Raw genomic sequence first — 26,023 nt, forward strand, 5'->3', positions numbered from 1 at the left:
TTTCGGGACAGGGCGGTGACGCCCCTAAACTGACTCCGTGACCGAGAACTCTCAGCAGCCGCAATCAGAGCCCACTCCCGAACTGCCGACCCAGTACGCGCCGGCCGACGTAGAGGGGACGCTGTACGAGCGCTGGGTAGAACGTGGTTACTTCGAGGCGGACGCGAAGAGCGACAAGCCGCCCTACACCGTCGTCATCCCGCCGCCGAACGTCACGGGCAGCCTGCACCTCGGGCACGCCTTCGAACACACCCTCATCGACGCCCTCACCCGCCGCAAGCGCATGCAGGGCTACGAGACGCTGTGGCAGCCCGGCATGGACCACGCCGGCATCGCCACGCAGAACGTCGTCGAGCGGGAGCTGGGCAAGGAGGGCAAGTCCCGCCACGACCTGGGCCGGGAGGCCTTCGTCGATCGCGTCTGGCAGTGGAAGGCCGAGTCCGGCGGACAGATCTCCGGCCAGATGCGCCGCCTCGGTGACGGCGTCGCCTGGTCCCGTGAGCGCTTCACCATGGACGAGGGTCTGTCCCAGGCCGTCCAGACCATCTTCAAGAAGCTCTACGACGACGAGCTGATCTACCGCGCCGAGCGCATCATCAACTGGTGCCCGCGCTGTCTCACGGCCATCTCGGACATCGAGGTCGAGTACCAGGACGACGACGGCGAGCTGGTCTCCATGAAGTACGGGGAGGGGGACGACACGATCGTCGTCGCCACCACCCGTGCCGAGACGATGCTCGGTGACACCGCTGTCGCCGTGCACCCCGACGACGAGCGCTACAAGCACCTCGTCGGCAAGAACATCCGCCTCCCGCTCACTGAGCGTTTCATCCAGGTCGTCGCGGACACCCACGTCGATCCGGAGTTCGGCACGGGCGCGGTCAAGGTCACCCCGGCCCACGACCCGAACGACTTCGAGATCGGCCAGCGCCACAACCTGCCGAACATCGCCGTGATGGACGAGCACGCGGTCATCACGGTCCCGGGTCCGTTCCAGGGCCTGGACCGGCTGGAGGCCCGCTCCGCCATCGTCGCCGCGCTGCGCGCCGAGGGCCGGATCGTCGCCGAGAAGCGGCCGTACGTCCACTCGGTCGGCCACTGCTCGCGCTGCAAGACCACCATCGAGCCGCGGCTGTCCATGCAGTGGTGGGTCAAGGTCGGCCCGCTCGCCAAGGCCGCGGGTGACGCGGTCCGCGACGGCCGGGTCAAGATTCACCCGCAGGAGATGGAGAAGCGGTACTTCGACTGGGTCGACAACCTCCACGACTGGTGCATCTCGCGGCAGTTGTGGTGGGGTCACCGCATTCCGGTCTGGTACGGCCCGAACGGCGAGGTCGTCTGTGTCGGCCCCGACGACGAGGCCCCGACCGGCGAGGGCTGGCACCAGGACACCGACGTCCTCGACACCTGGTTCTCCTCCGGCCTCTGGCCCTTCTCGACCCTCGGCTGGCCCGAACAGACCGAGTCGCTCGCGAAGTTCTACCCGAACTCCGTCCTGGTCACCGGCTACGACATCCTCTTCTTCTGGGTCGCCCGGATGATGATGTTCGGCCTCTACGCGATGGACGGCACCCCGCCGTTCCACACCATCGCCCTGCACGGCATGGTCCGCGACCAGTTCGGCAAGAAGATGTCGAAGTCCTTCGGCAACGCGGTCAACCCGCTGGACTGGATGGACAAGTACGGCTCGGACGCGCTCCGGTTCACGCTCGCGCGCGGCGCCAACCCCGGCGTCGACGTCCCGATCGGTGAGGACTGGGTCCAGGGCTCGCGCAACTTCGCCAACAAGATCTGGAACGCCACGCGCTTCGCGCTGATGAACGGCGCGACGGTGGAGGGCCCGCTGCCGGACGCCTCGGAGATGTCGGCGACCGACCGCTGGATCCTCTCCCGTCTCAACGCGACGGTCGCCGAAGTCGACGCGCTCTACGACGACTTCCAGTTCGCCAAGCTCTCGGACGTCCTGTTCCACTTCGCGTGGGACGAGGTCTTCGACTGGTATGTCGAGTTGTCCAAGACGACGTTCATGGCGGGCGGCGAGCCGGCGAAGGTCTCCGGGCGGGTCCTGGGCGAGGTCCTCGACGTCACCCTGCGCCTCCTCCACCCGATCGTCCCCTTCGTCACCGAGACGCTGTGGACGACGCTGACCGGCGGCGAGTCGGTCGTCATCGCCGAGTGGCCGACCGACTCCGGCTTCCGTGACGCGGGCGCCGAGCGTGAGATCGAGACGCTTCAGCAGGTCATCACGGAGGTCCGCCGCTTCCGTGCCGACCAGGGTCTTCAGCCCGGCCAGCGTGTTCCGGCCCGCCTCACACTGGACGGCACCGCCCTCGCCCCGCACGAGGCGGCCATCCGCCAGCTGCTGCGGCTGCAGCCGGAGGGCGAGGCCTTCGCGGCGACGGCGACGCTTCCCGTCGCCGGGGCCACGGTGGCGCTCGACCTCTCCGGGACGATCGATGTCGCGGCCGAGCGCAAGCGGCTCGCCAAGGACCTCGCCGCCGCGGAGAAGGAGAAGGCCCAGGCGAACGCCAAGCTCGGCAACGAGGCGTTCCTCGCCAAGGCGCCGGACCAGGTCGTGGACAAGATCCGTACGCGACTCGCCAAGGCGGACGAGGACATCGCCCGCATCCAGACCCAACTGGAACGCCTCCCGGAGGCGTAAGGGCTCTGCCGTAGCTGAACGAAGGCCCCCGGGACCTCACCGGTCCCGGGGGCCATCGACGTCCTTCGGCTGCCTCCCGGCCCTCTGGTCGCGCGGAGTTGTTCGGCTGCGGGTGGGTGGGGGCCGGCCGCGCAGTTCCCCGCGCCCCTGAGGCGGGGCTTCGCCCCGCATCCCCGCCCACCCGGATTCGTTTGGCTGCGGGGCGGTGGGGGCTGGTCGCGCAGTTCCCCGCGCCCCTGAGGCGGGGCTTCGCCCCGTATCCCCCGCCCGCCGGATTCGTTTGGCTGCGGGGCGGTGGGGGGAACTGCGCGACCGGCCCCCACTCGCCCGTAGCCGAAGAACCCACCCGGGGGGTCCGGGGGCGGAGCCCCCGGGGATGGGGCGGGTAGGGGCGGCGGGGGCGAGAGACCCGGGGTGGGCTCGGCTCCGTAGACTGGCAGCGTGAGTGAGCTCCCCCCGCACGACAGCAGCGAGCCGGACGAGCCGGACCCCAGCGACCCGCACGGTCTCTTCGACGAGATCATCGCGGCCGAGACCGACCGCGACCCCGACCTCGCGGTGATCGAGGCCGGCAGCCGCACCCTGCGCGCCCAGGGCGCCGACGCGGGCCGCCAGGCCGACGTACCCGCGCGCCCGGCCGACCCCGAGGTCGACAAGGCGCTGCGCGAGGTGGAGGCCGAGCTCGCCAGCCGCTGGGGTGAGACCAAGCTGGAGCCCTCCGTCAGCCGGATCGCCGCGTTGATGGACGTCCTGGGCGAGCCCCAGCGCGCGTACCCCTCGATCCACATCACGGGCACGAACGGCAAGACCTCCACCGCCCGCATGATCGAGTCCCTCCTCGGCGCCTTCGACCTGCGCACCGGCCGGTACACCAGCCCCCACGTCCAGTCGATCACCGAGCGGATCAGCCTCGACGGCGCCCCGATCTCCGCCGAGCGGTTCATCGAGACGTACAACGACATCAAGCCGTACATCGAGATGGTCGACGGCCAGCAGGAGTACCGGCTGTCGTTCTTCGAGGTGCTCACCGGCATGGCGTACGCCGCCTTCGCGGACAGCCCCGTCGACGTCGCCGTCGTCGAGGTCGGCATGGGCGGCAGCTGGGACGCCACCAACGTGATCGACGGGGACGTCGCCGTCGTCACCCCCATCGACCTCGACCACACCGACCGGCTCGGCGAGACGCCCGGCGAGATCGCCACCGAGAAGGCCGGCATCATCAAGCAGGACGCGACGGTGATCCTGGCGCAGCAGCCGGTGGACGCCGCTCAGGTGCTGCTGAAGAAGGCCGTGGACGTCGACGCGACCGTGGCCCGGGAGGGCCTGGAGTTCGGGGTCGTCGCCCGGCAGGTCGCCGTCGGCGGGCAGCTCGTCACACTGCGCGGGCTCGGCGGGGAGTACGAGGAGATCTTCCTGCCGCTGCACGGCCCCTACCAGGCGCACAACGCCGCCGTGGCGCTCGCCGCGGTCGAGGCGTTCTTCGGCGTCGGCGCGGCGCACGCCCAGCGGCTCGACATCGACACCGTGCGGAAGGCCTTCGCCTCCGTCACCTCGCCGGGCCGCCTCGAGGTCGTACGGCGCTCGCCGACCGTCGTCCTGGACGCCGCGCACAACCCGGCGGGTGCCCGTGCCACCGCCGAGGCCGTGGGCGAGGCCTTCGACTTCAGCCGGCTGATCGGGGTCGTCGGCGCGAGTGGCGACAAGAACGTTCAGGGGCTGCTCGAGGCCTTCGAGCCGATCTTCGCCGAGGTCGTGATCACCCAGAACTCCAGCCATCGCGCGATGGACGCCGACGAGCTCGCCGGGATCGCCGTCGAGATCTTCGGCGACGAGCGGGTGCAGGTGGAGCCGCGGCTCGACGACGCGATCGAGGCGGCGATCACGCTGGCCGAGGAGGAGGGCGAGTACGCGGGCGGCGGCGTTCTCGTGACCGGCTCCGTCATCACCGTCGGCGAGGCCCGACTGCTCCTGAGGAGGGGCTGACCGCTGTGCGTACGCTCTGTGCTTCCACCCTGATCGGCGAGTTCTTCGTCATCGGCTTCGCCGGGCTCGTCGCCATGAAGGATCCCGATCTGTCCATGGCCACGGTGTGGACGGTCAGCGGGATCTTCATGGCGGTGAGTGTCCTGCTCTGCGGGATGATCACCCGGCCTGGGGGTGTCCAGCTCGGCTGGGCCCTGCAGATCGCGCTGATCGCCGGCGGGTTCGTCGTGGGGTCGATGTTCTTCCTGGGGGCGATCTTCGCCGCGCTGTGGTGGGCCTCGGTGCACTACGGGCGGAAGATCGACGAGGCCAAGGCGAGGTTCGCTGCGCAGGCGGAGGCGGGCGGGAACCCGGCGTAGGCCTTTTCGCCCCCGCCGCCCCTACCGACTGCGCGCGACCGGCCCCCACCCGCCGCCCGCAGTCGAACTGCCATGAACAGTCCTGAATAGCCGCGAATAGCCCCGAACGCCCCCGCCCACCTGACTCTGCGTAACACCCACCCAGACACGCCCTGTAGCCTCGATCACCCGCACACTTGTGACCCGAAGGAGCCACCACCGTGAGCCAGCGCACCCTCGTCCTCCTCAAGCCCGACGCCGTCCGTCGCGGCCTGACCGGCGAGATCATCAGCCGTATCGAGCGCAAGGCCGGCTGGCAGATCACCGCGCTGGAGCTGCGCACGCTGGACCAGGACACGCTGGAACAGCACTACGGCGAGCACAAGGGCAAGCCGTTCTACGAGCCGCTGGTGGAGTTCATGGCGTCCGGCCCCGTCGTGGCGCTGGTCGTCGAGGGCGAGCGGGTCATCGAGGGCGTGCGCGCGCTCGCCGGCCCCACCGACCCCATCGCCGCCGCCCCCGGTTCCATCCGCGGCGACTACGGCGTGATCGTCCGCGAGAACCTGATCCACGCCTCCGACTCCGAGGAGTCCGCCGAGCGCGAGCTGAAGATCTTCTTCCCCGGCCGCGTCTGACCCCTCCTCGTAGTCGCGTCCGAGCTGCGCCCAAGTCGCCGCCGAGCCGCCTACAAGTCGCCTCCGGGCCAGGTCCCAGTCAGCTGCACGTCAAGTCCAAGTCGCGTCCAAGTCGCGGTAGACCCGCACAGACATCACAATTCCAAGATGTTCTGGTAACGGCTTACGAAGGCTTGTAAAGGGCTTGCGTCCCCAGCCTGATGTCCGACCAGGGACGGCCGTGGAAATTCCGGCCGTCCCGCGGCATATGCGTGCCGATCGGGGGAACGCGTGCCCCCGTTGGGTCGTCTCCACAAGCGGGGCGACGCCACGCATGCTGACAATGGCGAAGACCCTCGCGCAGTGTTCGTGCGGGCGCGTCTACGATGGAGACCTTCACGTCACTGCACCCACCTCGCCGTTCCTAAAAAGCCGTCAAAGCTCCACTTGGGAAGGCCAGACGAATCCTGATGGGGAACTCAATGTCGTTCATCGGCCGTGACATGGCTGTCGACCTCGGGACCGCCAACACGCTGGTGTACGTCAGGGGTCGCGGGATCGTACTCAACGAGCCGTCCGTCGTCGCGATCAACACCAACACCGGTGGCATCCTCGCGGTCGGCGCGGAGGCGAAGAAGATGATCGGGCGGACCCCCGGCAACATCGTTGCCGTGCGCCCGCTGAAGGACGGTGTCATCGCCGACTTCGAGATCACCGAACGCATGCTCCGCTACTTCATCCTGAAGATCCACAAGCGGCGTTATCTCGCCCGTCCCCGTGTCGTCGTCTGCGTGCCCTCGGGCATCACGGGTGTCGAGCGCCGTGCCGTCATCGAGGCGTCGTCCCAGGCCGGCGCGCGCCAGGTGCACATCATCGAGGAGCCGATGGCCGCGGCCATCGGCTCCGGCCTGCCGGTCCACGAGGCCACGGGCAACATGGTGGTGGACATCGGCGGCGGCACCACGGAGGTCGCGGTCATCTCGCTCGGCGGCATCGTCACCGCCCAGTCCATCCGCGTCGCGGGCGACGAGTTGGACAACGCGATCATCCAGCACATCAAGAAGGAGTACAGCCTCCTCCTCGGTGAACGCACCGCCGAACAGATCAAGATCACGATCGGTTCGGCGTACGACCTGGACAACGACGAGCACACCGAAATCCGCGGCCGGGACCTCGTCTCCGGGCTGCCCAAGACCGTTGTCATCTCCGCGGCCGAGGTCCGCAAGGCGATCGAGGAACCGGTCAACGCGATCGTCGACGCCGTGAAGACGACGCTCGACAAGTGCCCGCCGGAGCTGTCGGGTGACGTGATGGACCGCGGAATCGTTCTGACGGGCGGCGGGGCGCTGCTGCGCGGGCTCGACGAACGCCTGCGCCGCGAGACCGGTATGCCGATCCACATCGCCGAGGATCCGCTGGACAGCGTGGCGCTCGGATCCGGCAAGTGCGTCGAGGAATTCGAGGCGCTCCAGCAGGTTCTTGACGCCCAGCCGCGCAGATGAGGCAACTCTTCGACTCCGCCGTACGGGATGATCGCCTCTCGTACGGCGGATCGTTGATATCGAGGCATAAGCTCCCCCATAACACCCTTGGGCGTCAGCACTCGCTCGGGGTGCGTTCCTGTTGACACCGACGAGGAAGGCACGGCCGCCGCACGTGAGGGACACACGAGAGAGCCGGCTGCTCCTGGTGCTGCTGATCGCCATCGCGTTCGCTTTGATCACGGTGGACATCCGTGGTGGACAGGACTCACCGGTCCAGGGTGCCCGCCAAGCCGCCGCGACGGTCTTCGGCCCGATCGAGAACGGGGTGTCCTCCGCGGTCGACCCCGTCGGCAACGCGATCGCCGCGGTCCGCGACTCGGACGGTCGGCACGATCGCATCGCCCAACTCGAGCACGACAACACGGCGCTGAAGGCCAAGCTCGGCAGTGACGACCGCAATCGCAGCCGTCTGAACCAGCTCGACAAGATGCTGAAGACGGCCGGCGCCGGGCAGTACGGCATCAAGGGCGCCGAGGTCATCGCCATAGGAGCAGCCCAGGGCTTCTCCTGGACCGTGACCATCGACGTCGGCAGCAACGACGGCATCCAGCGCGACATGACGGTCCTGAACGGCGACGGGCTCGTCGGCCGCGTGACCACCGTCGGCCCGGACACCGCCACGGTGCTGCTCGCCAACGACCCCGATTTCACCGTCGGTACGCGGATGGAGGCCAGCGACGAGCTCGGCTTCGCCTCCGGTCAGGGCGACCGCCCGCTGCGGGTGGAGATGCTCAACGGCAAGGCGAAGATCAAGAAGGGGGACCGGCTGGTCACCTTCGGCTCGCAGGCCGACAAGCCCTTCGTGCCCGGCGTCCCGGTCGGCGTGGTCTCCCGTGTCGATCCGTCGGGCGGCGACCTGACCCGCACGATCTACGTCACGCCGTACGTCGCGTTCTCGAAACTCGACATCGTCGGCGTCGTCGTAGAGGCCCCCCGCAAGGACCCACGTGACACGGTGCTGCCGGCCAAGCCCAAACCGACGCCCACGCCGACCGTGACCGTGACGGTCACCCCCTCGGCGTCCGAGCCCGTCACCGGCCAGACGCCGTAGGAGCTGAATCCCCATGCGTTTCAATCGGATGCTGCTCTCCGCCACCCTGGTGGTGGTTGCCCTGGTGATCCAGGTGAGCGTCCTCGCCCGTCTCCATCTCCCGGGCGCCGTCCCGGACCTCGTCCTGCTCACCGTGCTGGCCCTCGCCATGGTCTACGGCCATGTCGGCGGCGCCCTCATCGGCTTCGCCGCCGGCCTGCTCGCCGACCTCGCCCCGCCCGCCGACCACGCCGCCGGGCGCTACGCCCTCGTGCTGTGCGTCATCGGCTATCTCGCGGGGCTGGCGAAGCCGGAGAACGGCCAGCTCAAGTCGGCGACCGGCCCGATGGCCGTGGTCGTCGCCGCCGCGGTCGGCTCCACCCTGCTGTACGCCGGTGTCGGCGCCCTCGTCGGTGACACCGCGGCCCGCCATGTGGGCCTGGGCAGCCTGCTGTTCACGGCCGCCCTGTACGACCTGCTGCTCGCGCCGTTCGTGGTCCCGGGACTGATGGCCCTGGCCCGGCGCTCCGAGGGCAGTCCGCTCGGCGATTCCAACAGCCCCAAGGCCGCCGACGTCTCCTCGGGCTGGCTGGCCTCCGGCACCGGCCTGCGCATCGGCAGTCAGCGCGGCCACCGGGTCAGGGCCGCTCGGGCGCGCGTCGCCCGCGCGGGGCGCATCAAGGGGGTCAAGCGTCTGTGAGCACACGTCAGTTGATCGACCCCGGGGTCAAGGCCCCCAGGTTCGCCGTGTACTCGTATGACTTGTATGACTCGTACGCATGTGGCGCCCCGTACGCACACGGCTCGCGCGCCCGTGTCCCGTACCCACTCTGAGAGGGGGAGGCAGCACCAGTGACCAACATTCCCGAGACCGGCAGGACCCCACGGGTACAGATCCGACTCGTCGTCATCCAGATCCTCGTCCTCTCCCTCCTCGGCACCCTCGGCGGCCGCCTCTGGTACCTCCAGATCCGCAACGGCCAGGAGTACGCCAAGGAAGCCTCCGGCAACCACGTCCAGCAGGTCGTCCAGCCCGCCGTACGCGGCTCGATCCTCGACGCGCGTGGGGTGCCGATCGCCGACAACGAGACCCGGCTCGTGGTCTCCGCCTCGCGCACCGACCTGATGAAGATGAAGGACGACGGCAAGGCGGTTCTGACGAAGCTGGCCGGCGTGCTGGACATGAAGCCCGAGGACGTCATCCAGAAGGTCCGGCTGTGTGACGCGAAGACGCCGCAGCCCTGCTGGAACGGCTCCCCGTACCAGCCCATCCCCATCACCGACGAGGCCACCGCCAAGCAGGCCCTGCAGATCCGTGAGCGCTCCGAGGACTTCCCCGGCATCAGCGCCGAGCCCGAGGCCGTACGCCGCTACGCCGCCCCCGGCAAGGCCAACACCGCTCAGGTCCTCGGCTATCTCTCGCCCGTCACGGACGCCGAGATCACCCAGGCCAAGGACAGCAGCTCGCCCTACCTCCGCTCCGACCAGGTCGGCCGCTCCGGCCTCGAGCGCCAGTACGACAAGGAGTTGCGCGGCAAGGCCGGCGTCACCCGTTACGAGGTCGACAACCTCGGCCGCGTGATCGGCAAGGCCAAGAGCGACGCGGCCCAGTCCGGCTCCAACCTCGTCACCAGCATCGACTCCCGCGTCCAGCGGGTCGCCGAGTACGAGCTGGACACGGCGATGAAGACCGCCCGCCAGCAGTTCGACAAGATCACCGGCGAGAACTACAAGGCCGACTCGGGCGCCGTCGTGGTGATGGAGGCCAAGACCGGCCGGATCGTCTCCATGGCGTCCGCCCCGACGTACGACCCGAACGCCTGGGTCGGCGGCATCTCCGCCAAGGACTACAAGGCCCTCACCGGAAAGAACTCCGACTACCCGCTGCTCAACAGGGCCATACAGGGTCAGTCCGCGCCCGGTTCGACCTTCAAGGTGGTCTCCACGGCCGCCGCGGTCGAGGCCGGCTACGAGTGGGACGGCGGCTACCCCTGCACCAGTTCGTACTCGGTGGGCGGCCAGGTCTTCAAGAACTTCGAGGGCGAGAACTTCGGCCCCATCTCGCTCGGCCGGGCCCTCGAGGTCTCCTGCGACACCGTCTTCTACGGCCTCGCGGACAACGAGTGGAAGAAGGACGGCGGCATCAACCCCAAGAAGGGGGAGCCGAAGGACTACTTCTTCAAGGCCGCCCACCAGTTCGGCCTCGGCAAGGAGACCGGCGTCGACCTGCCCAACGAGGTCACCGGCCGCGTCCCGGACCGCCAGTGGAAGCAGAGCTACTGGAAGGCCAACAAGGACGTCTGGTGCAAGACCGGCAAGAAGGACGGCGACTACGTCCAGAAGATCGCGTACGAGAACTGCCTCGAGGGCAACAAGATGCGCGAGGGTGACGAGATCAACTACTCCATCGGTCAGGGCGACACCCTCGTCACCCCGATCCAGGAGGCCATGATCTACGGGGCGCTCGCCAACGGCGGCACCATCCACGCCCCGACCATCGGCAAGGCGATCGTCAGCGCCGACGGCAAGACGGTCCAGGAGATCAAGCCCAAGGCCAAGGGCAAGCTGCCGATCAGCAAGGCCACGCTCAAGGGCATGGACTCGGCCCTGGAAGGCGTCGTCACCCGTGGTACCGCCGCCTGGAAGTTCGGCGGCTGGCCGCAGGACAAGATCGCGCTGCACGCCAAGACCGGTACCGCCGAGGTCTACGGCAAGCAGACCACGTCCTGGTTCGCCACCTACACCAAGGACTACACGGTCGTCATGACCATCGCCCAGGCCGGTACGGGTTCCGGCGCCTCCGGTGAGGCCGTGCGCAACATCTACAACGCGCTGTACGGCGTCCAGGCCGACGGTTCCATCGACAAGTCGAAGGCGCTCCTCCCCACTCCGCAGAAGGGTCTTCCGAAGATCCAGACGGACGGTTCGATCGACACCCCGGAGATCTCCAAGGACCCGGTCAAGGACCTCCAGGCCAGCGAGTCGCCCTCGCCCGGGGCCACCGACCAGCAGTTGCCCGCGGGCACCACGCCGTCCCCGACGGCCAGTAACCGCAACACCCGAAGGCGTACGGACCGTCCGAAGAAGCGGCGGGGGACGAGGATCCTGACATGACCGGAGCGAACAACTTCTCCGTCTCCGGCTACGGCCCCGCCCGCGGCGGGCTGTCACGGCTCCTCGCCCGTGACTCCCTCGCCCGCCGCCTCGACTGGCCGATACTGCTCTCGGCCCTCGCGCTGTCCCTGATCGGCTCGGCCCTCGTCTACTCGGCGACCCGCAACCGCACCGAGATCAACCAGGGCGACCCGTACTACTTCCTCATCCGCCACCTCATGAACACCGGCATCGGATTCGGCCTGATGGTCGGCACGATCTGGCTGGGTCACCGCACCCTGCGCACGGCGGTCCCGATCCTGTACGGCCTCTCGGTCTTCATGATCCTGCTGGTGCTGACCCCGCTCGGCGCGACGATCAACGGCCAGCGCAACTGGCTCGTCGCGGGCGGTCTGTCGCTCCAGCCCGCCGAGTTCACCAAGATCACGATCATTCTGGGCATGGCGATGCTGCTGGCCACCCGGGTGGACGCGGGCGACAAGCAGTACCCCGACCACCGCACGGTGCTGCAGGCGCTGGGCCTCGCGGCCGTCCCGATGATGATCGTGCTGCTCATGCCCGACCTGGGCACGATCATGGTCGCGGTCATCATCGTGCTCGGCGTGCTGCTCGCCTCCGGCGCCTCCAACCGCTGGGTGTTCGGTCTGCTCGGTGCCGGTGCGCTGGGCGCGGTGGCGATCTGGCAGCTCAAGATCCTCGACGAGTACCAGATCAACCGCTTCGCCGCCTTCGCCAACCCCGACCTCGACCCGGCGGGCGTCGGCTACAACACCAACCAGGCCCGTATCGCCATCGGCTCCGGCGGCCTCTTCGGCACGGGCCTGGGCCACGGCTCCCAGACCACGGGCCAGTTCGTCCCGGAACAACAGACGGACTTCGTCTTCACGGTCGCGGGCGAGGAACTGGGCTTCGTGGGCGCCGGCCTGATCCTGCTCCTGCTGGGCGTCGTCCTGTGGCGGGCCTGCCGCATCGCCCGCGAGACCACCGAGCTGTACGGCACGATCGTCGCCGCCGGCATCATCGCCTGGTTCGCCTTCCAGGCCTTCGAGAACATCGGCATGACCCTGGGCATCATGCCGGTCGCGGGCCTCCCCCTGCCCTTCGTCTCCTATGGCGGTTCGTCGATGTTCGCGGTGTGGGTGGCGGTGGGGTTGTTGCAGTCGATCAGAGTCCAACGCCCCATGTCGGCGTAGGCCTCCGGCGGTTGGGCGGGAGGGGGTGCGTTGTCGGCCGGGGGTTCCTTGTCTGCGGGGATGCCGGGTCCGGGTCGGTCGGTTCTTCGGCTGCGGCCCGGTGGGGGCTGGTCGCGCAGTTCCCCGCGCCCCTGAACCGGAGCTTCGCCCCGCGCTTCGGTTGGTTTTTCGGCTGCGGCCCGGTGGGGGCTGGTCGCGCAGTTCCCCGCGCCCCTAAAAGCCTTGGGCGTCCGGTGTTCGAGGGGTGTGCCCGATTCGGTCCCGCCCTCAGCGCATCTCGCGCGTCCGGCGCATGCGGACGTGGCCGAGTCGGCCATGCCACCCAGCCCGGCCCGCATCCTTCAACGCCTCCGGTGCTTGAGGAAGAGGCGGCCGTCACCCCACCACCGTCCAACCCACTCACCCCGGTGCGCATCTTTCAGCCCGTTCGGCGTTTGAGAACGAGGCCGTTCAGGCCGTGCCCTACTCACCCCGCCCCGCCCATCCCACCCGCCCGGGCAGGGGTCTCGGGCGCAGTCCCGGCGGGGGTCGGGGCTGCGGGCCCGCCGGGGTCCAAGGGCGGAGCCCTGCGGGGGGTGTAGGGGGCGGCAGCCCCCAGCGGGGCGCTAGGGCAGAGCCTGCGGGATTTCAGGGGCAGCAGCCTCCGATGAGGCGCGGGGGCAGAGCCCTGTCGGGGGGTGTAGGGGGCAGCGGCCCCCGGTGGGGGCCAGGGGGCGCAGCCCATGGCGGGGTGCAGGGGCTGCAGCCCCGCGGGGGTTCAGGGGGCGTAGCCCCTGGTGGGGTTGAAGGGGCGGAGCCCCTGGGGATGATGGGGGTCCCGCTGCTCGAGCGAAGCCGAGAGCTTGGGGGAGGGTAGGGGCGGCGGGGGCGAGATCCGGTCGTTCCCGGAGGTCCTGGAAGGGGCTGGTACTGCCATCCCGGCCCGACAGCCACTAGATTCAGTTCATGGCGGACACCAAGCGCGAAATCGAGCGAAAGTACGAGGGTCCCCCGGCCGGCGGCGACGCGCCACTCCCGGACCTGACCGACGTCCCGGGAGTCTCGGGCGTCATCGACAAGGGCGTGGCCGAACTGGACGCCACCTACTACGACACGGCCGACCAGCGGCTCGCCACCGCCTCCCTCACCCTCCGCCGCCGCACCGGCGGCGACGACGCGGGCTGGCACCTCAAACTCCCCGTCTCCGAGGGTGTCCGCGACGAAATCCGCGCCCCGCTCTCCGACACCGTCCCCGAAGACCTGACCGCCCTCGTCCGCTCCCGCATCCGCGAGGCCGAACTGGTCCCCGTCGTACGTCTCCTGTCGGCCCGCGACATCCGCCACCTCGTCGACGCCTCCGGCACCCTCCTCGCCGAGGTCAGCGTCGACCGCGTCCGCGCGGAGCGCCTCAGCGGCGGCGCGGGCAGCGCGGAATGGACCGAGATCGAGGTGGAACTCGCCGACGACGGCGATCCGGCCTTCCTCGACAAGGTCGAGAAGAAGTTCCGCAAGGCGGGCATCAAACGCTCCTCCTCGGCGTCCAAACTGGCCAAGGCACTCGACGACACGGCCCCCCGCAAGCCGGAGAAGGCAGGCAGGCCGGAGAAGGCAGGCAAGGAGGGGAAGGCAGGCAAGGTCGCTGACGTGTCGAAGGCGACGACGACGGCCGCGAAGCCCGAACCCCCCGATTCGCCCCCGCACACCGCGGGCGACCACATCCTCACCTACGTCCGCGAGCAGCGCGACGCGATCGTCGAGCTGGACCCAGCCGTCCGCCGCGACGTGCCCGACTCCGTGCACCGTATGCGCGTCGCCACCCGCCGCCTCCGCAGCACGTTCCGCTCGTACGGCAAGATCCTCGACCGCACCGTCACCGACCCGATCGGCGTCGAGCTGAAGTGGCTCGCCGCCGAGCTGGGTGTCGACCGCGACCAGGAGGTCCTCACCGAGCACCTGACGGCGGCGCTCGACGACCTCCCGTCCGACCTGGTCACGGGCCCCGTCCAGGCCCGCCTGGACACCTGGTCGGGAGCCCGCCGCTCCGGCTCCCGGCAGCGCCTGATCGCCGTACTGGACGGCAAGCGCTACCTGGACCTGCTGACGACGCTGGACACCCTGGTGGCCAGGCCGCCCCTGCAGGAGGCGGCCTCGAAGAAGCCCGAGACGGTGATCGCCAAGGCCGTACGGAAGGACTTCAAGAAGGTCGCCGACCTGGTCGGCGAGGCCCTGGAACTGCCTTCCGGCTCCGAGCGCGACCTCGCGATGCACGACGCCCGCAAGAAGGCCAAGCGCACGCGCTACGCGGCCGAGGCGGCCACCCCCGCCCTCGGCGAACCCGCCGCCGACCTGGTCAAGTCGATGAAGTCCCTGCAGACGCTGCTGGGCGACCACCAGGACAGTGTGATGGTCCGCGGGTCCCTGCGGGAGCTGGCGACCGAGGCACACGAGGAGGGCGAGAACGCGTTCACGTACGGCGTGCTGTACGGCCGCGCGGAGCAGCGCGCGGCGGCGGTGGAGGCGGCGCTGCCGGGGGAGTGGGAGGCGATCGAGGGCCAGGGCGCCGTCTGAGGCGTACGGGGGCCGGCCGCGGCCGCGTTAGGCTGGATGGTCAACCCTGTCAGTACCTCCCAGCTCACGAAGGTTCGCGAGATGCCTGCCGAAGCCGCTGTATCGGTGTTTCCACAGCTCGAAGCTCTGCTCCCGCATGTGCAGAAGCCGATCCAGTACGTCGGCGGAGAGCTCAACTCCACGGTCAAGGCCTGGGACGCCTGTGACGTCCGCTGGGCGCTGATGTACCCGGACGCGTACGAGGTCGGGCTGCCCAACCAGGGCGTCATGATCCTTTACGAGGTGCTGAACGAGCGTGAGGGCGTCCTCGCCGAGCGCACGTACAGCGTCTGGCCGGACCTGGAGGAGCTGATGCGCGAGCACCGGGTCCCCCAGTTCACGGTGGACAGTCACCGCCCGGTGAAGGCCTTCGACGTCTTCGGTCTGTCCTTCTCCACGGAGCTGGGCTACACGAACATGCTGACGGCCCTGGACCTGGCCGGGATCCCGCTGGAGTCCAAGGACCGTACGCTCGACGACCCGATCGTCCTGGCCGGCGGCCACGCGGCGTTCAACCCCGAGCCGATCGCCGACTTCATCGACGCGGCGATCATCGGTGACGGCGAGCAGGCCGTGCTCGACATGACGGAGATCATCCGGGCCTGGAAGGCGGAGGGCCGCCCGGGCGGCCGCGAGGAGGTCCTCTTCCGCCTGGCGAAGACGGGCAACGTCTACATCCCGGCGTTCTACGACGTCGAGTACCTCTCCGACGGCCGGATCGCCCGTGTCGTGCCGAACAAGTCGGGTGTCCCGTGGCGTGTGTCCAAGCACACGGTCATGGACCTCGACGAGTGGCCGTACCCCAAGCAGCCGCTGGTCCCCCTGGCCGAGACGGTCCACGAGCGGATGTCGGTGGAGATCTTCCGCGGCTGTACGCGCGGCTGCCGCTTCTGCCAGGCGGGCATGATCACCCGCCCGGTGCGCGAGCGCTCGATCACGGGCATCGGCGAGATGGTGGAGAAGGGCCTGAAGGCGACGGGCTTCGAGGAGGTCGGCCTGCTGTCCCTGTCCTCCGCCGACCACTCGGAGATCGGCGACATCGCCAAGGGCCTGGCGGACCGCTACGAGGAGGACAAGATCGGCCTGTCCCTCCCCTCGACCCGTGTGGACGCCTTCAACGTCGACCTGGCGAACGAGCTGACGAGGAACGGCCGCCGCTCCGGTCTGACCTTCGCGCCGGAGGGCGGCTCCGAGCGCATGCGCAAGGTCATCAACAAGATGGTCTCGGAGGAGGACCTGATCCGGACCGTCTCCACGGCGTACGGCAATGGCTGGCGTCAGGTGAAGCTGTACTTCATGTGCGGCCTGCCGACGGAGACGGACGAGGACGTCCTGCAGATCGCCGACATGGCGATGAGCGTGATCGCCGAGGGCCGCAAGGTCTCCGGGCAGAACGACATCCGCTGCACGGTGTCGATCGGCGGCTTCGTCCCCAAGCCGCACACCCCGTTCCAGTGGGCGCCCCAGCTCTCCGCCGAGGAGACGGACGCCCGCCTGGAGAAGCTTCGCGACAAGATCCGCGGCGACAAGAAGTACGGCCGCTCCATCGGCTTCCGCTACCACGACGGCAAGCCCGGCATCGTCGAGGGCCTGCTCTCCCGCGGTGACCGCCGCATCGGCGCCGTCATCCGCGCGGTCTACGAGGACGGTGGCCGCTTCGACGGCTGGCGCGAGCACTTCTCGTACGACCGCTGGATGGCCTGCGCCGAGAAGACCCTCCCCGCCTTCGGCTTGGACGTCGACTGGTACACGACCCGCGAGAAGACCTACGAGGAGGTCCTTCCCTGGGACCACCTCGACTCCGGCCTCGACAAGGACTGGCTCTGGGAGGACTGGCAGGACGCCCTCGACGAGACGGAGGTCGAGGACTGCCGCTGGACCCCGTGCTTCGATTGTGGCGTCTGCCCGCAAATGGATACGGCCATACAAATCGGCCCGACCGGCAAGAAGCTGCTGCCTCTGACGGTCAAGAACGCGGGTCCGACGCCGGCATCGAGCGGTCACTCTCACTGACGTGAGCGGGGCACTCGATCGAGTGATTGAGGCGCTGGCGGGGGCTAGCGAGGACGAGGTGACGGCGGCACTGTCCGCGGCCGGCGTCTCGGTCCCGTGCCCGCCGACGCCGGCAGCGCCCCTCCGGACGCCGCTGCCGGGCCCCGAGGCTTCGCTGCACATCGTTTCCGAGGTGGAGTGGGTCTGAGGTCCGTATCGGCTTGTGTGTGACTGTGTGTCGCGAGCCCCCTTTCTCACCGGGAAGGGGGCTCGTTGACGTCTGGCGGCACGTGAATTCGTGGGCTTGACGCTGCGGAGTGCCCCGCCGCGGTGGCTGGCCCGCCGAGACAGCGATCCGATGAGATGACAGTCGGATGGGCGGGTAAAATCCCAGAGCTTACGCTCCTGGGCATGACCAAGTTCTACGCCACTGTGTGTCTGCCGCCGACTGCGCCGCGGAAGATTCCGCAGGCTGTAGCTGCCGCCATGGCGCCCTATAACGTCAACCTCACCGAGGAATGGAATCCGGTCAGCCACTGGGACTGGTGGGCCATCCACTCCAGCCCGGGCAATGCCTACCTCGTGTTGCCTCAGCACGACGGTGACCGCAGGCTCGTCACCGCCTCAACGGTGCCGCGCAGGAAGGCCAAGCTCGATGGCCTCGGGCCGCTGGAATGCTACGGCGGGCCTCGGGGTCTGCTCGACTTCGACGGTATGCGGGAACGAGCGGCGCGCGCGCATGACGCCCTGCTCACCGCTTGGACCGGGCTGACCGCGATACACCCGCCAGCCCGCCCGCTCGCCGACTTCCTCGCTCGCCACGAGGCCGATCCTGAGACGTACTCCGCGGCAGACGCCAGGGAGGAGCATCTGGCCCAGCCACTGGTGCAGGACGTGGCCCAGAGGGCCGTCGCGGGAGACCCGCACTTTGATACGTCGTTCCTGCTCAACGACCCAGTCGCCTATTTCGCGCAGGAACATGAGGAAGCCCGGCTGTGGTCGGTCCGGTGCGCCGTGCCCGGCTTCGCCCTGGTCACCCTTGATGGCACGTGGATGGACGCGGACACAGACGGCCACTGGGAACAGGCCAACCGCTATCTCGACGCCCTCGACGCCGAGGCCGTCGTCCTCGACCTGCTCTGTCACTCTTGAGTCGTCAGTCCGGCCGTCCCGCGGCTGCGTGGCGGGACCCCAATGATCGCCCGGACAGGTTCTAGGTGCGCAGACTCAGGGCGACTCGGCGACAACAAGGCAGCACGAGCGTGCACTTGCTGCGGCGCACCGCTCCGTAGCTCATTCCACCCACCGCCCAACCTCGTTCCCTAAAGCGGTAGTCGGCGGTTCGACACGGGTATGGGTGGCTCCCTGTCCGCAGATGGACACGAGCATCCAGATCGGCCCGACGGGCAAGAAGCTTCTGCCGCTGACGGTCAAGAACGCCGCACCGGCCCCCGCGGGGACCGGTCACGCGCACTGAGGTGAGCGACGCACTCGATCGGGTGATGGGCGCGCTTGCGGGGGCGAGTGAGGACGAGGTGGCGGCCGTGCCTGCTGCGGTGGCGCTTCGCCCCCTCGCCCGTCGGCGCCGCCGGCGTCCTCTGGGACGCCCCTGCCGGGTCCTGGCAGTGCCTTGCACATCGTCTCCGAGGTGGAGTGGATCTGAGGGCTCGGTCCAGGCTTGTGCGAGGCTGTGTGGCCATTGAGCCCCTCCCCTGAGCCCCTCCCCGTCCGGGAGGGGCTCTCGGCGTGGCGGTCGGCCGCAGGATGACGGCGCATGTGCGGAACGCGGTGGGTCAGGCCGGGGTGTCGGCGTCCTGCGTGGAGGCTGCGAACGCCTCGGGGCCCTGCTCCGCCGCCGCCGGGTCCATCCACATGACCTGCCAGCCGTGGCCGTCGAGGTCGAAGAAGCTGCGTGAGTACATGAAGCCGTAGTCCTCGGCGCCATCCGCCTCGGAGCCGCCCGCCGCGAGCGCGGCGGCGCTGACCGTGTCGACCTCATCGCGGGACGACACGCTGAAGCAGTACAACGCCAGCGTGTGCGTGGTGGGATCGGCCATCGGCAGTTTCGCGAACTCCGCGAACTTCTCGCGGCTGAGCAGCATGACGAAGGCGTGCTCACCGACCAGCATGCAGGCGGCGGTCTCGTCGGTGAACTTCGGATTGAAGCTGAACCCGAGCTTGGCGAAGAACTCCTTGCTGCGCTCGAGGTCCGCAACGGGGATGTTCACGAACAGCATGCGGCCGGGGTGTGCGGGATTGGTCATGGTGGGTCTCCAGTCGGTGGCTCGATGGCGTACGTCCTGGTAGACCGGCCGAGTCGGCGGAACTCATCGGTGGATCTCGGCCAGGTCGCAGTCGCAGGATTTCGGGCCGTTCCTCTCCTCGTCCGCGCAACCGACATCGGGCAGTACCCGCTCGCCGTCTGATGGCGGTGACCAGGGCCTGGGCGTGAGTGTGGGTGACCAGCTGCCCGCGGATGGATACGGCCGTGCAAATCGGCCCGACCGGCAAGAAGCTGCCGCCTCTGACGGTCAAGAACGCGGCGCTGGCACCGAGCGGTCACGCGCACTGAGGTGGCGAGGCACTCGATCGGGTGATTGAGGCCCTGGTGGGCTGAGCGCTGCCATGCGACCGAGACCAGTTGAGCCCCCTTCCTTGATGGGGAGGGGGCTCGTTGGCGTTCGTCGGCGTGTGGGTGGGTGGCCTGGTCGATGGTGGACGGGATGGGAGCAGGCGCCTCGTCCCAGTGGGCTGGAACTTTTCCCTCGGCACGGGCGTGCAGGCGGGCGAAGCCAGAAATTCATTCGCGGGCCGAGGCGGTGCCTCCGGCAGGGGCACTCGGACTCCGGGATGGACGGGGCGCCGTTCGCGGGTGCCTGCCGCATCGTGGCGGGCGTCGTGGGCTCCCGTCTCGATCACCTTCGCCCCAGGCGGAGCCGAGCGGACACGGCACTGGGCGTCCAGGTCGTTCGTACAGTGGGGCGCTCCACCTGGACGCCCGGCGCCGCGCCTCGCCATTCCGCCTCGGCGTGTCCCTCGCCGAGGCGGGCACCGACTGCTGTTTGAATCGTCATATGACTAAGCGTGACGAGGCGGACCTGTTCGGCAACCGATTCCTGATCGCGCCCGCTCCCTCGGAGACCTTCCCGTTGGAAGGCATGGCTGCGACGGACGCAATGAGGCTGCTGGATGTGGACCTCGCCATGGAGGGCGACCCGCAGCGCAACCTCGCCACGTTCGTCACCACTTGGATGGAGCCGGAGGCGCAACGGATCATCGCCGAGAATCTCCACCGCAATTTCATCGACCATGCGGAGTACCCGATTTCCGCCGAGATCGAGCAGCGTTGCGTGCGCATGCTCGCCGACCTCTTCAACGCGCCGGGCAAGACAACCGGATGCCGGACCCAGGGCTCGTCCGAGGCGATCATGCTCGGGGCGCTGTCGCTGAAGTGGAAGTGGCGGGAGCGCCGTCAGGCGGCCAATCTGTCGGTCGACCGGCCCAACTTGGTCTTCGGCGGGGACGTCCACGTCGTGTGGGAGAAGTTCTGCCGCTACTTCGACGTCGAGCCGCGGATCGTGCCGCTCGCCGAGGGCAAGTACACGATCGGCCCGGAGGACGTGGAGCCTCACCTGGACGGGAACACGATCGGCGTCGTCGCCGTCCTCGGCACCACGTTCACCGGCCACAAGGACGACGTCGTCGGGATCGACAAGCTCCTGCGGGACGTCCGCAAGGAGCGGGACCTCGACATCCCGATCCACGTTGACGGAGCCAGCGGCGCATTCGTGTGGCCCTTCCTCTACCCGGACTCGAAATGGGACTTCCGGCTCGAGCAGGTCCGTTCGATCAACGTCTCGGGACACAAGTACGGCCTGGTCTACCCCGGCATCGGCTGGCTGGTCTTCCGCGAAGAGTCCGACCTGCCCAAGGACCTCGTGTTCCACGAGAACTACTTGGGCAAGACCGACGCGACGTTCACGCTGAACTTCTCCACCGGCGCGTCGATGGTGCTCGCGCAGTACTACAACTTCGTCCGGCTCGGTCGCCAGGGCTACACCTACGTCATGAGGATGTTGCAGGAGAACGCCCACGTGCTGGCGGACAACCTGCGTAGCGGTGGCCGCTTCGAAGTGATCGGGAGCGACCTCGAGCAGTTGCCGCTGGTCGCTTTCCGTCTCGTCGGCCAGCACGCCTACGACGAGTCCGACGTCGCCTGGCAACTCTCGGCCGAGCGCGGCTGGATGGTGCCGGCGTACACGCTCCCGCCCAACGCGGAGCGGGTGAAGATCATGCGTGCCCTGGTCAAGGAGACCCTGAGCCGCGAGCAGATCGATCGCCTGAGCCAGGACATCGCCGACGCGTGTCGCACTTTGGACGACAAGGGTGCGACCCATGGGAGCGAGCGGGCCCAGGTCAAGCGCGGCACCGGCTACTGACGCCCCTCCGCCTGCCCGGGTCGCACACACCTGCTCGCTCGCTCTGTGGGCGTCTCCGGGCGTCTCCTCCGCGAACCCTGCTTCCAGCAGATCTGCTGCGCGCGCCAGATACGTACCAGATCGAACGGCCGACCACGGCCGACCACGGTCGGTTGAACGGTCAGCCACGGTCAGTCGAGGAGCACAGCGGCGTCCACACGTTCGTGACCACCATCGCAGCGCACAGGCGGGATGAGCTGGGGTGACGGCCGAGGTGGCGCAGGTTCCGCTGACATCCAGCGCTGACATCCACGACCACGGGCAGCCGCGGCCTCGGGCGGCTGTAGAACGGCACCCGTGCGCGCCGCTGGGCCCAGCCAAGGTCGAGTCAGGCGTGGGTCCGATCCCGGTTCGGGTCCTTCTGCTGCCCCTGCGCTGTTGCGGAGGGGAGTGGCCCGGCGTTGGAATCAAGTGTGAGGCACTTTGGCGGCGTCGAGTCCGCCGGCCGCCCAGCTCCCGGGACGGGGTCCGGCCGGAAGGGGCTCAAGAACGACGCCCTGGGCATGTTCTCCTCGGTGGCCATGGGCCTGGCCTCCACCGGCCCGGCGTTCAGCCTTGCCGCCACGCTGGGCATCATCGTGGCCGGGGTCGGACTGCAGGCCCCGATCGTCACCATGCTGGCGTTCATCCCGATGCTGCTGGTCGCGTACGCCTTCCGGGAGCTGAACGCGAGCAACGCCGACTGCGGGACCACCTTCACCTGGGCCACCCGCGCCTTCGGACCGCGTACCGGCTGGATGGGCGGCTGGGGCCTCATCGTCGCCAACATCATCGTCATGGCGAGCCTCGCCGAGGTCGCCGCCGCCTACGGCTTCCGGCTGGTGGGCCTGGACGGACTGGCGGAGAACCGGCTGTGGACCACCGTGGCGGGCATCGCCTGGATCGTCGTGCTGACCGCGATCTGCTACGTCGGCATCGAGTTCTCGGCGGCTGTCCAGCGCTGGCTGCTGTGCCTGGAAGTGGTGATGCTGCTCCTGTTCGCCGTCGCCGCGCTGGTCAAGGTCTACACCGACCCTCCCTCGACGGCGATCCACGTTTCCGCCTCCTGGTTCAACCCGTTCGAGGTGCCCTCGGCAACGGCGCTGACCTCGGGCATCCTCGCGGGGGTCTTCATCTACTGGGGCTGGGACACCGCGTTCGCGGTCAACGAGGAAACCGTCGACAGCAGGTGTGTCCCCGGGCGCGCCGCGGTCTTGTCCACAGTGCTGCTCGTGATCATGTACGGGCTGGTGTCCACTTCGGCGCAGGCGTTCGCGGGAGTCGGCACCTCGGGCATCGGGCTCGGCAACACGCACAACGCGAACGACGTGTTCTCCGGACTGGGCGCGGCCGTGTTCGGGAGCGACGACACAGGGCTGTTCCTGTCGAGACTGCTGATCCTGATGGTGCTGACCTCGGCGTTGGCCTCCGCGGAGACCACCATCCTGCCCCTGGCCAGGACCGTCTTCTCCATGGCGGTCCACAAGGCCGTCCCCGCCCGGTTCGCCCGGGTCCACCGCAGATTTCTCACCCCGACCTGGGGAACCGTCGGCATGGGCGTGGTGTCGATCGCCGTGCTGATCCTGCTGACGTCGTTCAGCCACAACGTCCTGGCCGACTCGATCGACGCGGTCGGTCTCGCGATCGCGTTCCAGTACGGACTGACCGGCTTCGCCTGCGTCTGGTACCACCGCAAGGTCCTCACCCGCAGTGCCAGAGACTTGGTCTTCAAGGGCGTGCTGCCGGGGCTCGGCGGGCTGATGATGCTCCTGTTGTTCCTCTACGCCGCCTTCGGCATCTACGCGAAGCCCGAATACGGCAGGACCAGCGTCGACCTGCCGCTGATCGGGAGGACGGGCGGGGTCACCGTCCTGGGCCTGGGCGCCCTGCTGCTCGGTCTCCTGCTGATGCCGCTGGTCACCCGTGGCCACGCCGTGGCCCTCAAACTCCAGCGGAGCCTGCTGCCGGGCCGCCTGCCGCCGCACGCCGCCGTCGACGCGGCGAGCCGCTACCTGCCCGCCGACAGCGGGTCCGGGGTGGGCGGCGACTGGTACGACGTCATTCCCCTGTCGGGCACCCGGGTCGGCCTGGTCGTCGGGGACGTGCTCGGACACGGCCTGCGCGCCGCCGCCACCATGGGCCGCTTGCGTACGGGTGTGCGCGTGCTGGCCCGGCTGGACCTGAGCCCGGACGAGCTCCTGTCCCGCCTGGACGACCTGGTCGAGCAGACCGCGCACGAGCGCGGAGCCGGCCAGGGCCCGGGCCACCTGAGGCCGAAGGCCGACGAGGCCCTGGGCGTGACCTGCCTGTACGCGGTGTACGACCCCGTCTCGGGGAAGTGCAGCCTGGCGCGGGCCGGGGAGTCGGTGCTGTTGGTCGTCGAGCCGCACACGGGTGTCGTCGACCATCCGGAGCTGCCCCCTGGACCGCCGCTGGGAATCGGTGGCCTGCCCTACCAGAGCACGGATCTGGAGCTCCCGCCGGGCAGTCTCGTCGCCCTCTTCACGGGCGGCCTCCTCCAGGCGGCCGACAGTCGTGCCGCCGGACTCGCGCAGCTGTCCCAGATCATCGCCGACCACCGAGCGTCCCTCGAAGAGCTGTGCGACCGGGCGGTGACCACCTTGCTGCCCGGGGCCGTGGACGAGGACGCAACGCTGCTCGTCGCCCGCACCCGCCTGCTCGACCGGAACCAGTTCACCCAGTGGGAGCTGCCCCCGGACCCGGCGGCCGTGGCCACCATCCGCACCGCCGTTGGCAAGCAGCTCCGCGACTGGGGGATGGACGACCTGACGTTCGCCAGCGAGCTCATCGTCAGCGAACTGGTCACCAACGTCATCCGCTACGTCGGCGGTCCGATCCAGGTACGCCTGATCCGCGACCGGACCCTGATCTGCGAAGTCTCCGACACCGGCCACACCACGCCCAATCTGCGGCACGCCGCGAACGACGACGAGGGAGGCCGGGGTCTGTTCATCATCGCCCAGATGACCCACCACTGGGGCACGCGCTACACACCCACCGGCAAGACGATCTGGACCGAGCAGGACCTGCCGCCGACGGACGGCCACTAGGGCCTCCCGAGGTCCGAACAGGCCGAGCCGGTGCCTGTCGGTCACACCGGGGCCTGTCGGTCGCAGGGGCCGCCACGCTGATCCGAGTCGGCCGTAACGGAAAGGGCAATATCGCGCGTGGCGTGATCAACTTGCCTACGCTGCCTGGCATGGGCGGGATCGATGTGGCCAATGGAGTCGTGGGCGCCGTACTCGGGATGCTGTGTGCGGTGCTGTTCCAGCAACCGTTGCAGGACGGCTGGTTCAGGCTGCGTACTCGCTCCACCCGCGCGGTGCGCGCGTATGAGCCGAGGGGTCGCGGATCGATGGGAGCATCAGACCATCGATTACGTGCCTTTCCGGCCTGCGGCAGTGGTCGCGTACATGCTGCGCGCGGATCGGATCCACCGCTGGGCCCCTCTTGCGCCCGCCCTGTTCCATCTCGCCCTGGTCCATGTCTACGGCCGCACGCCCGTCGAGAGGGCGGAGGCGCAGGCCGTTCGGCGTATGTAGTACTCGGGGTACCCGGGGTCCTACAGGGGCCCCGGGTACCCCGTTCTACCTACTGACGGCGGACTACTTGCTGACGGCGAAGCGCATCAGGGCGTGCTCGTCACCCTGCTTGATCTTCCCCGTCACATTGATGACCTCGAGCTTCCAGCTGCCGTCGACCCGAACGGCCTTGGCCACGGCGCACCCGTTGTCCTGGGTGAGCAGGCTCGGCCAGATGTCGGCGACCTGCTGAGTGGTGCCGCCGGTCGCGTCGTACACCTTGAAGCTGATGTTGCGGGCCTTCTGGAAGGAGCTGCCCTTCTTGAAGGCGGCGGCGATGAACACGATCGCCGTGATGTTGGGCGGTATGCGGGCGAACTCGACCGTCAACGTCTCGTCGTCGCCCTCCCCGCGCCCGGTCTGGTTGTCACCGCTGTGGACCAGGGAGCCGTTGCCCATGGGGTCGAGCGAGTCGAGGCCCGCCAGGCGCACCGGGTCCGTGCCCTGCATCGCGATGGCGATCAGGTCCAGGTCGGTGCCGGTTTTGCGGCGGAGTACGCCCATCACTCCACCGCTGCTGCCCGCGGTGGGGTCCCAGGACACTCCGATGGACAGATGGGTGACTCCGTCCAGATCCGCCGGGCCGTCTTCTTTGGAGAGCGTAATCATGCGTGGATCATCCTCTTGGAGGCGGGACTGCGACAGGCAAAGTGTGCATGGAGCTTTCGGTGTTGCCTCGGCAGGGGTCCCTTCATAAGCGGACAAGGAGACACATGAGGCACTGATCGCCGACTAGAGGTTGGTCGGTATCTGGGCTGAGGCGCAGCGCCAGTTGGCGGCGCAGTCCAGACAGCGGCGGGATCGGGAGTGACAAGAGCGCGCCTTCCAGACGGAGTTGGCGCGAGGTCGACGGGAGCAGGGCTTGCCGGGCACCCGCGTTCCGGGCCGCCATGCCCCCCGTTCCCAGC

At 68.9% G+C, this 26,023-nt stretch carries 17 protein-coding genes; 15 read left to right on the top strand and 2 right to left on the bottom strand.

From position 1 onward, the window contains the following. The first annotated feature begins 37 nt into the window (after nucleotides 1–37). The 12 genes from ACZ7M3_RS13750 (at nucleotide 38) to ACZ7M3_RS13805 (ending at nucleotide 18,208) form a co-directional block, all read left to right on the top strand. Nucleotides 38–2,662, top strand: a complete 2,625-nt coding sequence (locus tag ACZ7M3_RS13750; protein WP_472063219.1) for a valine--tRNA ligase — start codon at nucleotides 38–40, stop codon at nucleotides 2,660–2,662. Between the two features lie 441 nt (nucleotides 2,663–3,103). Next, nucleotides 3,104–4,645 (top strand): bifunctional tetrahydrofolate synthase/dihydrofolate synthase, encoded by a 1,542-nt coding sequence (gene folC, locus ACZ7M3_RS13755; protein WP_472063221.1) that lies wholly within the window; start codon nucleotides 3,104–3,106, stop codon nucleotides 4,643–4,645. Nucleotides 4,646–4,650: 5 nt separating this feature from the next. Continuing rightward, a complete protein-coding gene (locus ACZ7M3_RS13760; RefSeq protein ID WP_075031812.1) occupies nucleotides 4,651–5,004 on the top strand; it encodes a DUF4233 domain-containing protein in 354 nt (117 codons plus the stop codon). A 200-nt stretch (nucleotides 5,005–5,204) separates the two neighbouring features. Then, nucleotides 5,205–5,618: a nucleoside-diphosphate kinase gene (gene ndk / locus ACZ7M3_RS13765; protein WP_054231901.1), complete on the top strand. Its 414-nt coding sequence runs from the start codon at nucleotides 5,205–5,207 to the stop codon at nucleotides 5,616–5,618. Between the two features lie 461 nt (nucleotides 5,619–6,079). Next, nucleotides 6,080–7,099, top strand: coding sequence for a rod shape-determining protein (locus tag ACZ7M3_RS13770; RefSeq protein ID WP_037747701.1), 1,020 nt, complete (start codon nucleotides 6,080–6,082; stop codon nucleotides 7,097–7,099). A gap of 154 nt (nucleotides 7,100–7,253) precedes the next feature. Continuing rightward, nucleotides 7,254–8,192 (top strand): rod shape-determining protein MreC, encoded by a 939-nt coding sequence (gene mreC / locus ACZ7M3_RS13775; RefSeq protein ID WP_472063223.1) that lies wholly within the window; start codon nucleotides 7,254–7,256, stop codon nucleotides 8,190–8,192. A gap of 13 nt (nucleotides 8,193–8,205) precedes the next feature. After that, nucleotides 8,206–8,871 carry a rod shape-determining protein MreD gene (gene mreD / locus ACZ7M3_RS13780; RefSeq protein ID WP_472063225.1) on the top strand — a complete coding sequence of 222 codons (666 nt, stop codon included), beginning with the start codon at nucleotides 8,206–8,208 and terminating at the stop codon, nucleotides 8,869–8,871. A gap of 152 nt (nucleotides 8,872–9,023) precedes the next feature. Then, nucleotides 9,024–11,285, top strand: coding sequence for a penicillin-binding protein 2 (gene mrdA / locus ACZ7M3_RS13785; RefSeq protein WP_472063227.1), 2,262 nt, complete (start codon nucleotides 9,024–9,026; stop codon nucleotides 11,283–11,285). Next, nucleotides 11,282–12,478, top strand: a complete 1,197-nt coding sequence (rodA, locus tag ACZ7M3_RS13790; RefSeq protein WP_095854694.1) for a rod shape-determining protein RodA — start codon at nucleotides 11,282–11,284, stop codon at nucleotides 12,476–12,478. The genes mrdA and rodA overlap by 4 nt, the downstream gene beginning before the upstream one ends. A 945-nt stretch (nucleotides 12,479–13,423) precedes the next feature. Beyond that, on the top strand, nucleotides 13,424–15,025 hold the full coding sequence (locus ACZ7M3_RS13795; protein ID WP_472063229.1) for a CYTH and CHAD domain-containing protein: 1,602 nt from the start codon (nucleotides 13,424–13,426) through the stop codon (nucleotides 15,023–15,025). Nucleotides 15,026–15,106: 81 nt separating this feature from the next. Next, the gene (locus ACZ7M3_RS13800; RefSeq protein ID WP_472063231.1) at nucleotides 15,107–17,077 is read left to right on the top strand and encodes a TIGR03960 family B12-binding radical SAM protein; all 1,971 of its coding nucleotides are present in this window, start codon (nucleotides 15,107–15,109) and stop codon (nucleotides 17,075–17,077) included. A gap of 390 nt (nucleotides 17,078–17,467) precedes the next feature. Then, entirely contained in the window at nucleotides 17,468–18,208 is a 741-nt protein-coding gene (locus ACZ7M3_RS13805) for a hypothetical protein (protein WP_472063233.1), read from the top strand. 641 nt (nucleotides 18,209–18,849) lie between these two features. On the opposite strand, the gene ACZ7M3_RS13810 is transcribed toward ACZ7M3_RS13805, so the two are convergent. Further along, on the bottom strand, nucleotides 18,850–19,320 hold the full coding sequence (locus ACZ7M3_RS13810) for a VOC family protein (protein ID WP_472063235.1): 471 nt from the start codon (nucleotides 19,318–19,320) through the stop codon (nucleotides 18,850–18,852). A gap of 810 nt (nucleotides 19,321–20,130) precedes the next feature. Here ACZ7M3_RS13810 and ACZ7M3_RS13815 point away from each other — a divergent pair. The 3 genes from ACZ7M3_RS13815 (at nucleotide 20,131) to ACZ7M3_RS13825 (ending at nucleotide 25,076) form a co-directional block, all read left to right on the top strand. Further along, entirely contained in the window at nucleotides 20,131–21,495 is a 1,365-nt protein-coding gene (locus ACZ7M3_RS13815) for a glutamate decarboxylase (RefSeq protein WP_472063237.1), read from the top strand. A 452-nt stretch (nucleotides 21,496–21,947) separates the two neighbouring features. After that, entirely contained in the window at nucleotides 21,948–24,584 is a 2,637-nt protein-coding gene (locus ACZ7M3_RS13820; RefSeq protein ID WP_472063239.1) for an amino acid permease, read from the top strand. Nucleotides 24,585–24,914: 330 nt separating this feature from the next. Beyond that, the gene (locus ACZ7M3_RS13825; RefSeq protein ID WP_472063241.1) at nucleotides 24,915–25,076 is read left to right on the top strand and encodes a hypothetical protein; all 162 of its coding nucleotides are present in this window, start codon (nucleotides 24,915–24,917) and stop codon (nucleotides 25,074–25,076) included. Between the two features lie 63 nt (nucleotides 25,077–25,139). Here the strand turns inward: ACZ7M3_RS13825 and ACZ7M3_RS13830 are convergent, their stop codons facing one another. Next, complete coding sequence (locus tag ACZ7M3_RS13830; protein ID WP_472063243.1) at nucleotides 25,140–25,724, bottom strand: TerD family protein; 585 nt, start codon at nucleotides 25,722–25,724, stop codon at nucleotides 25,140–25,142. Nucleotides 25,725–26,023 lie beyond the last annotated feature (299 nt).

This window comes from Streptomyces sp. NPDC111656 (genome assembly GCF_055656965.1).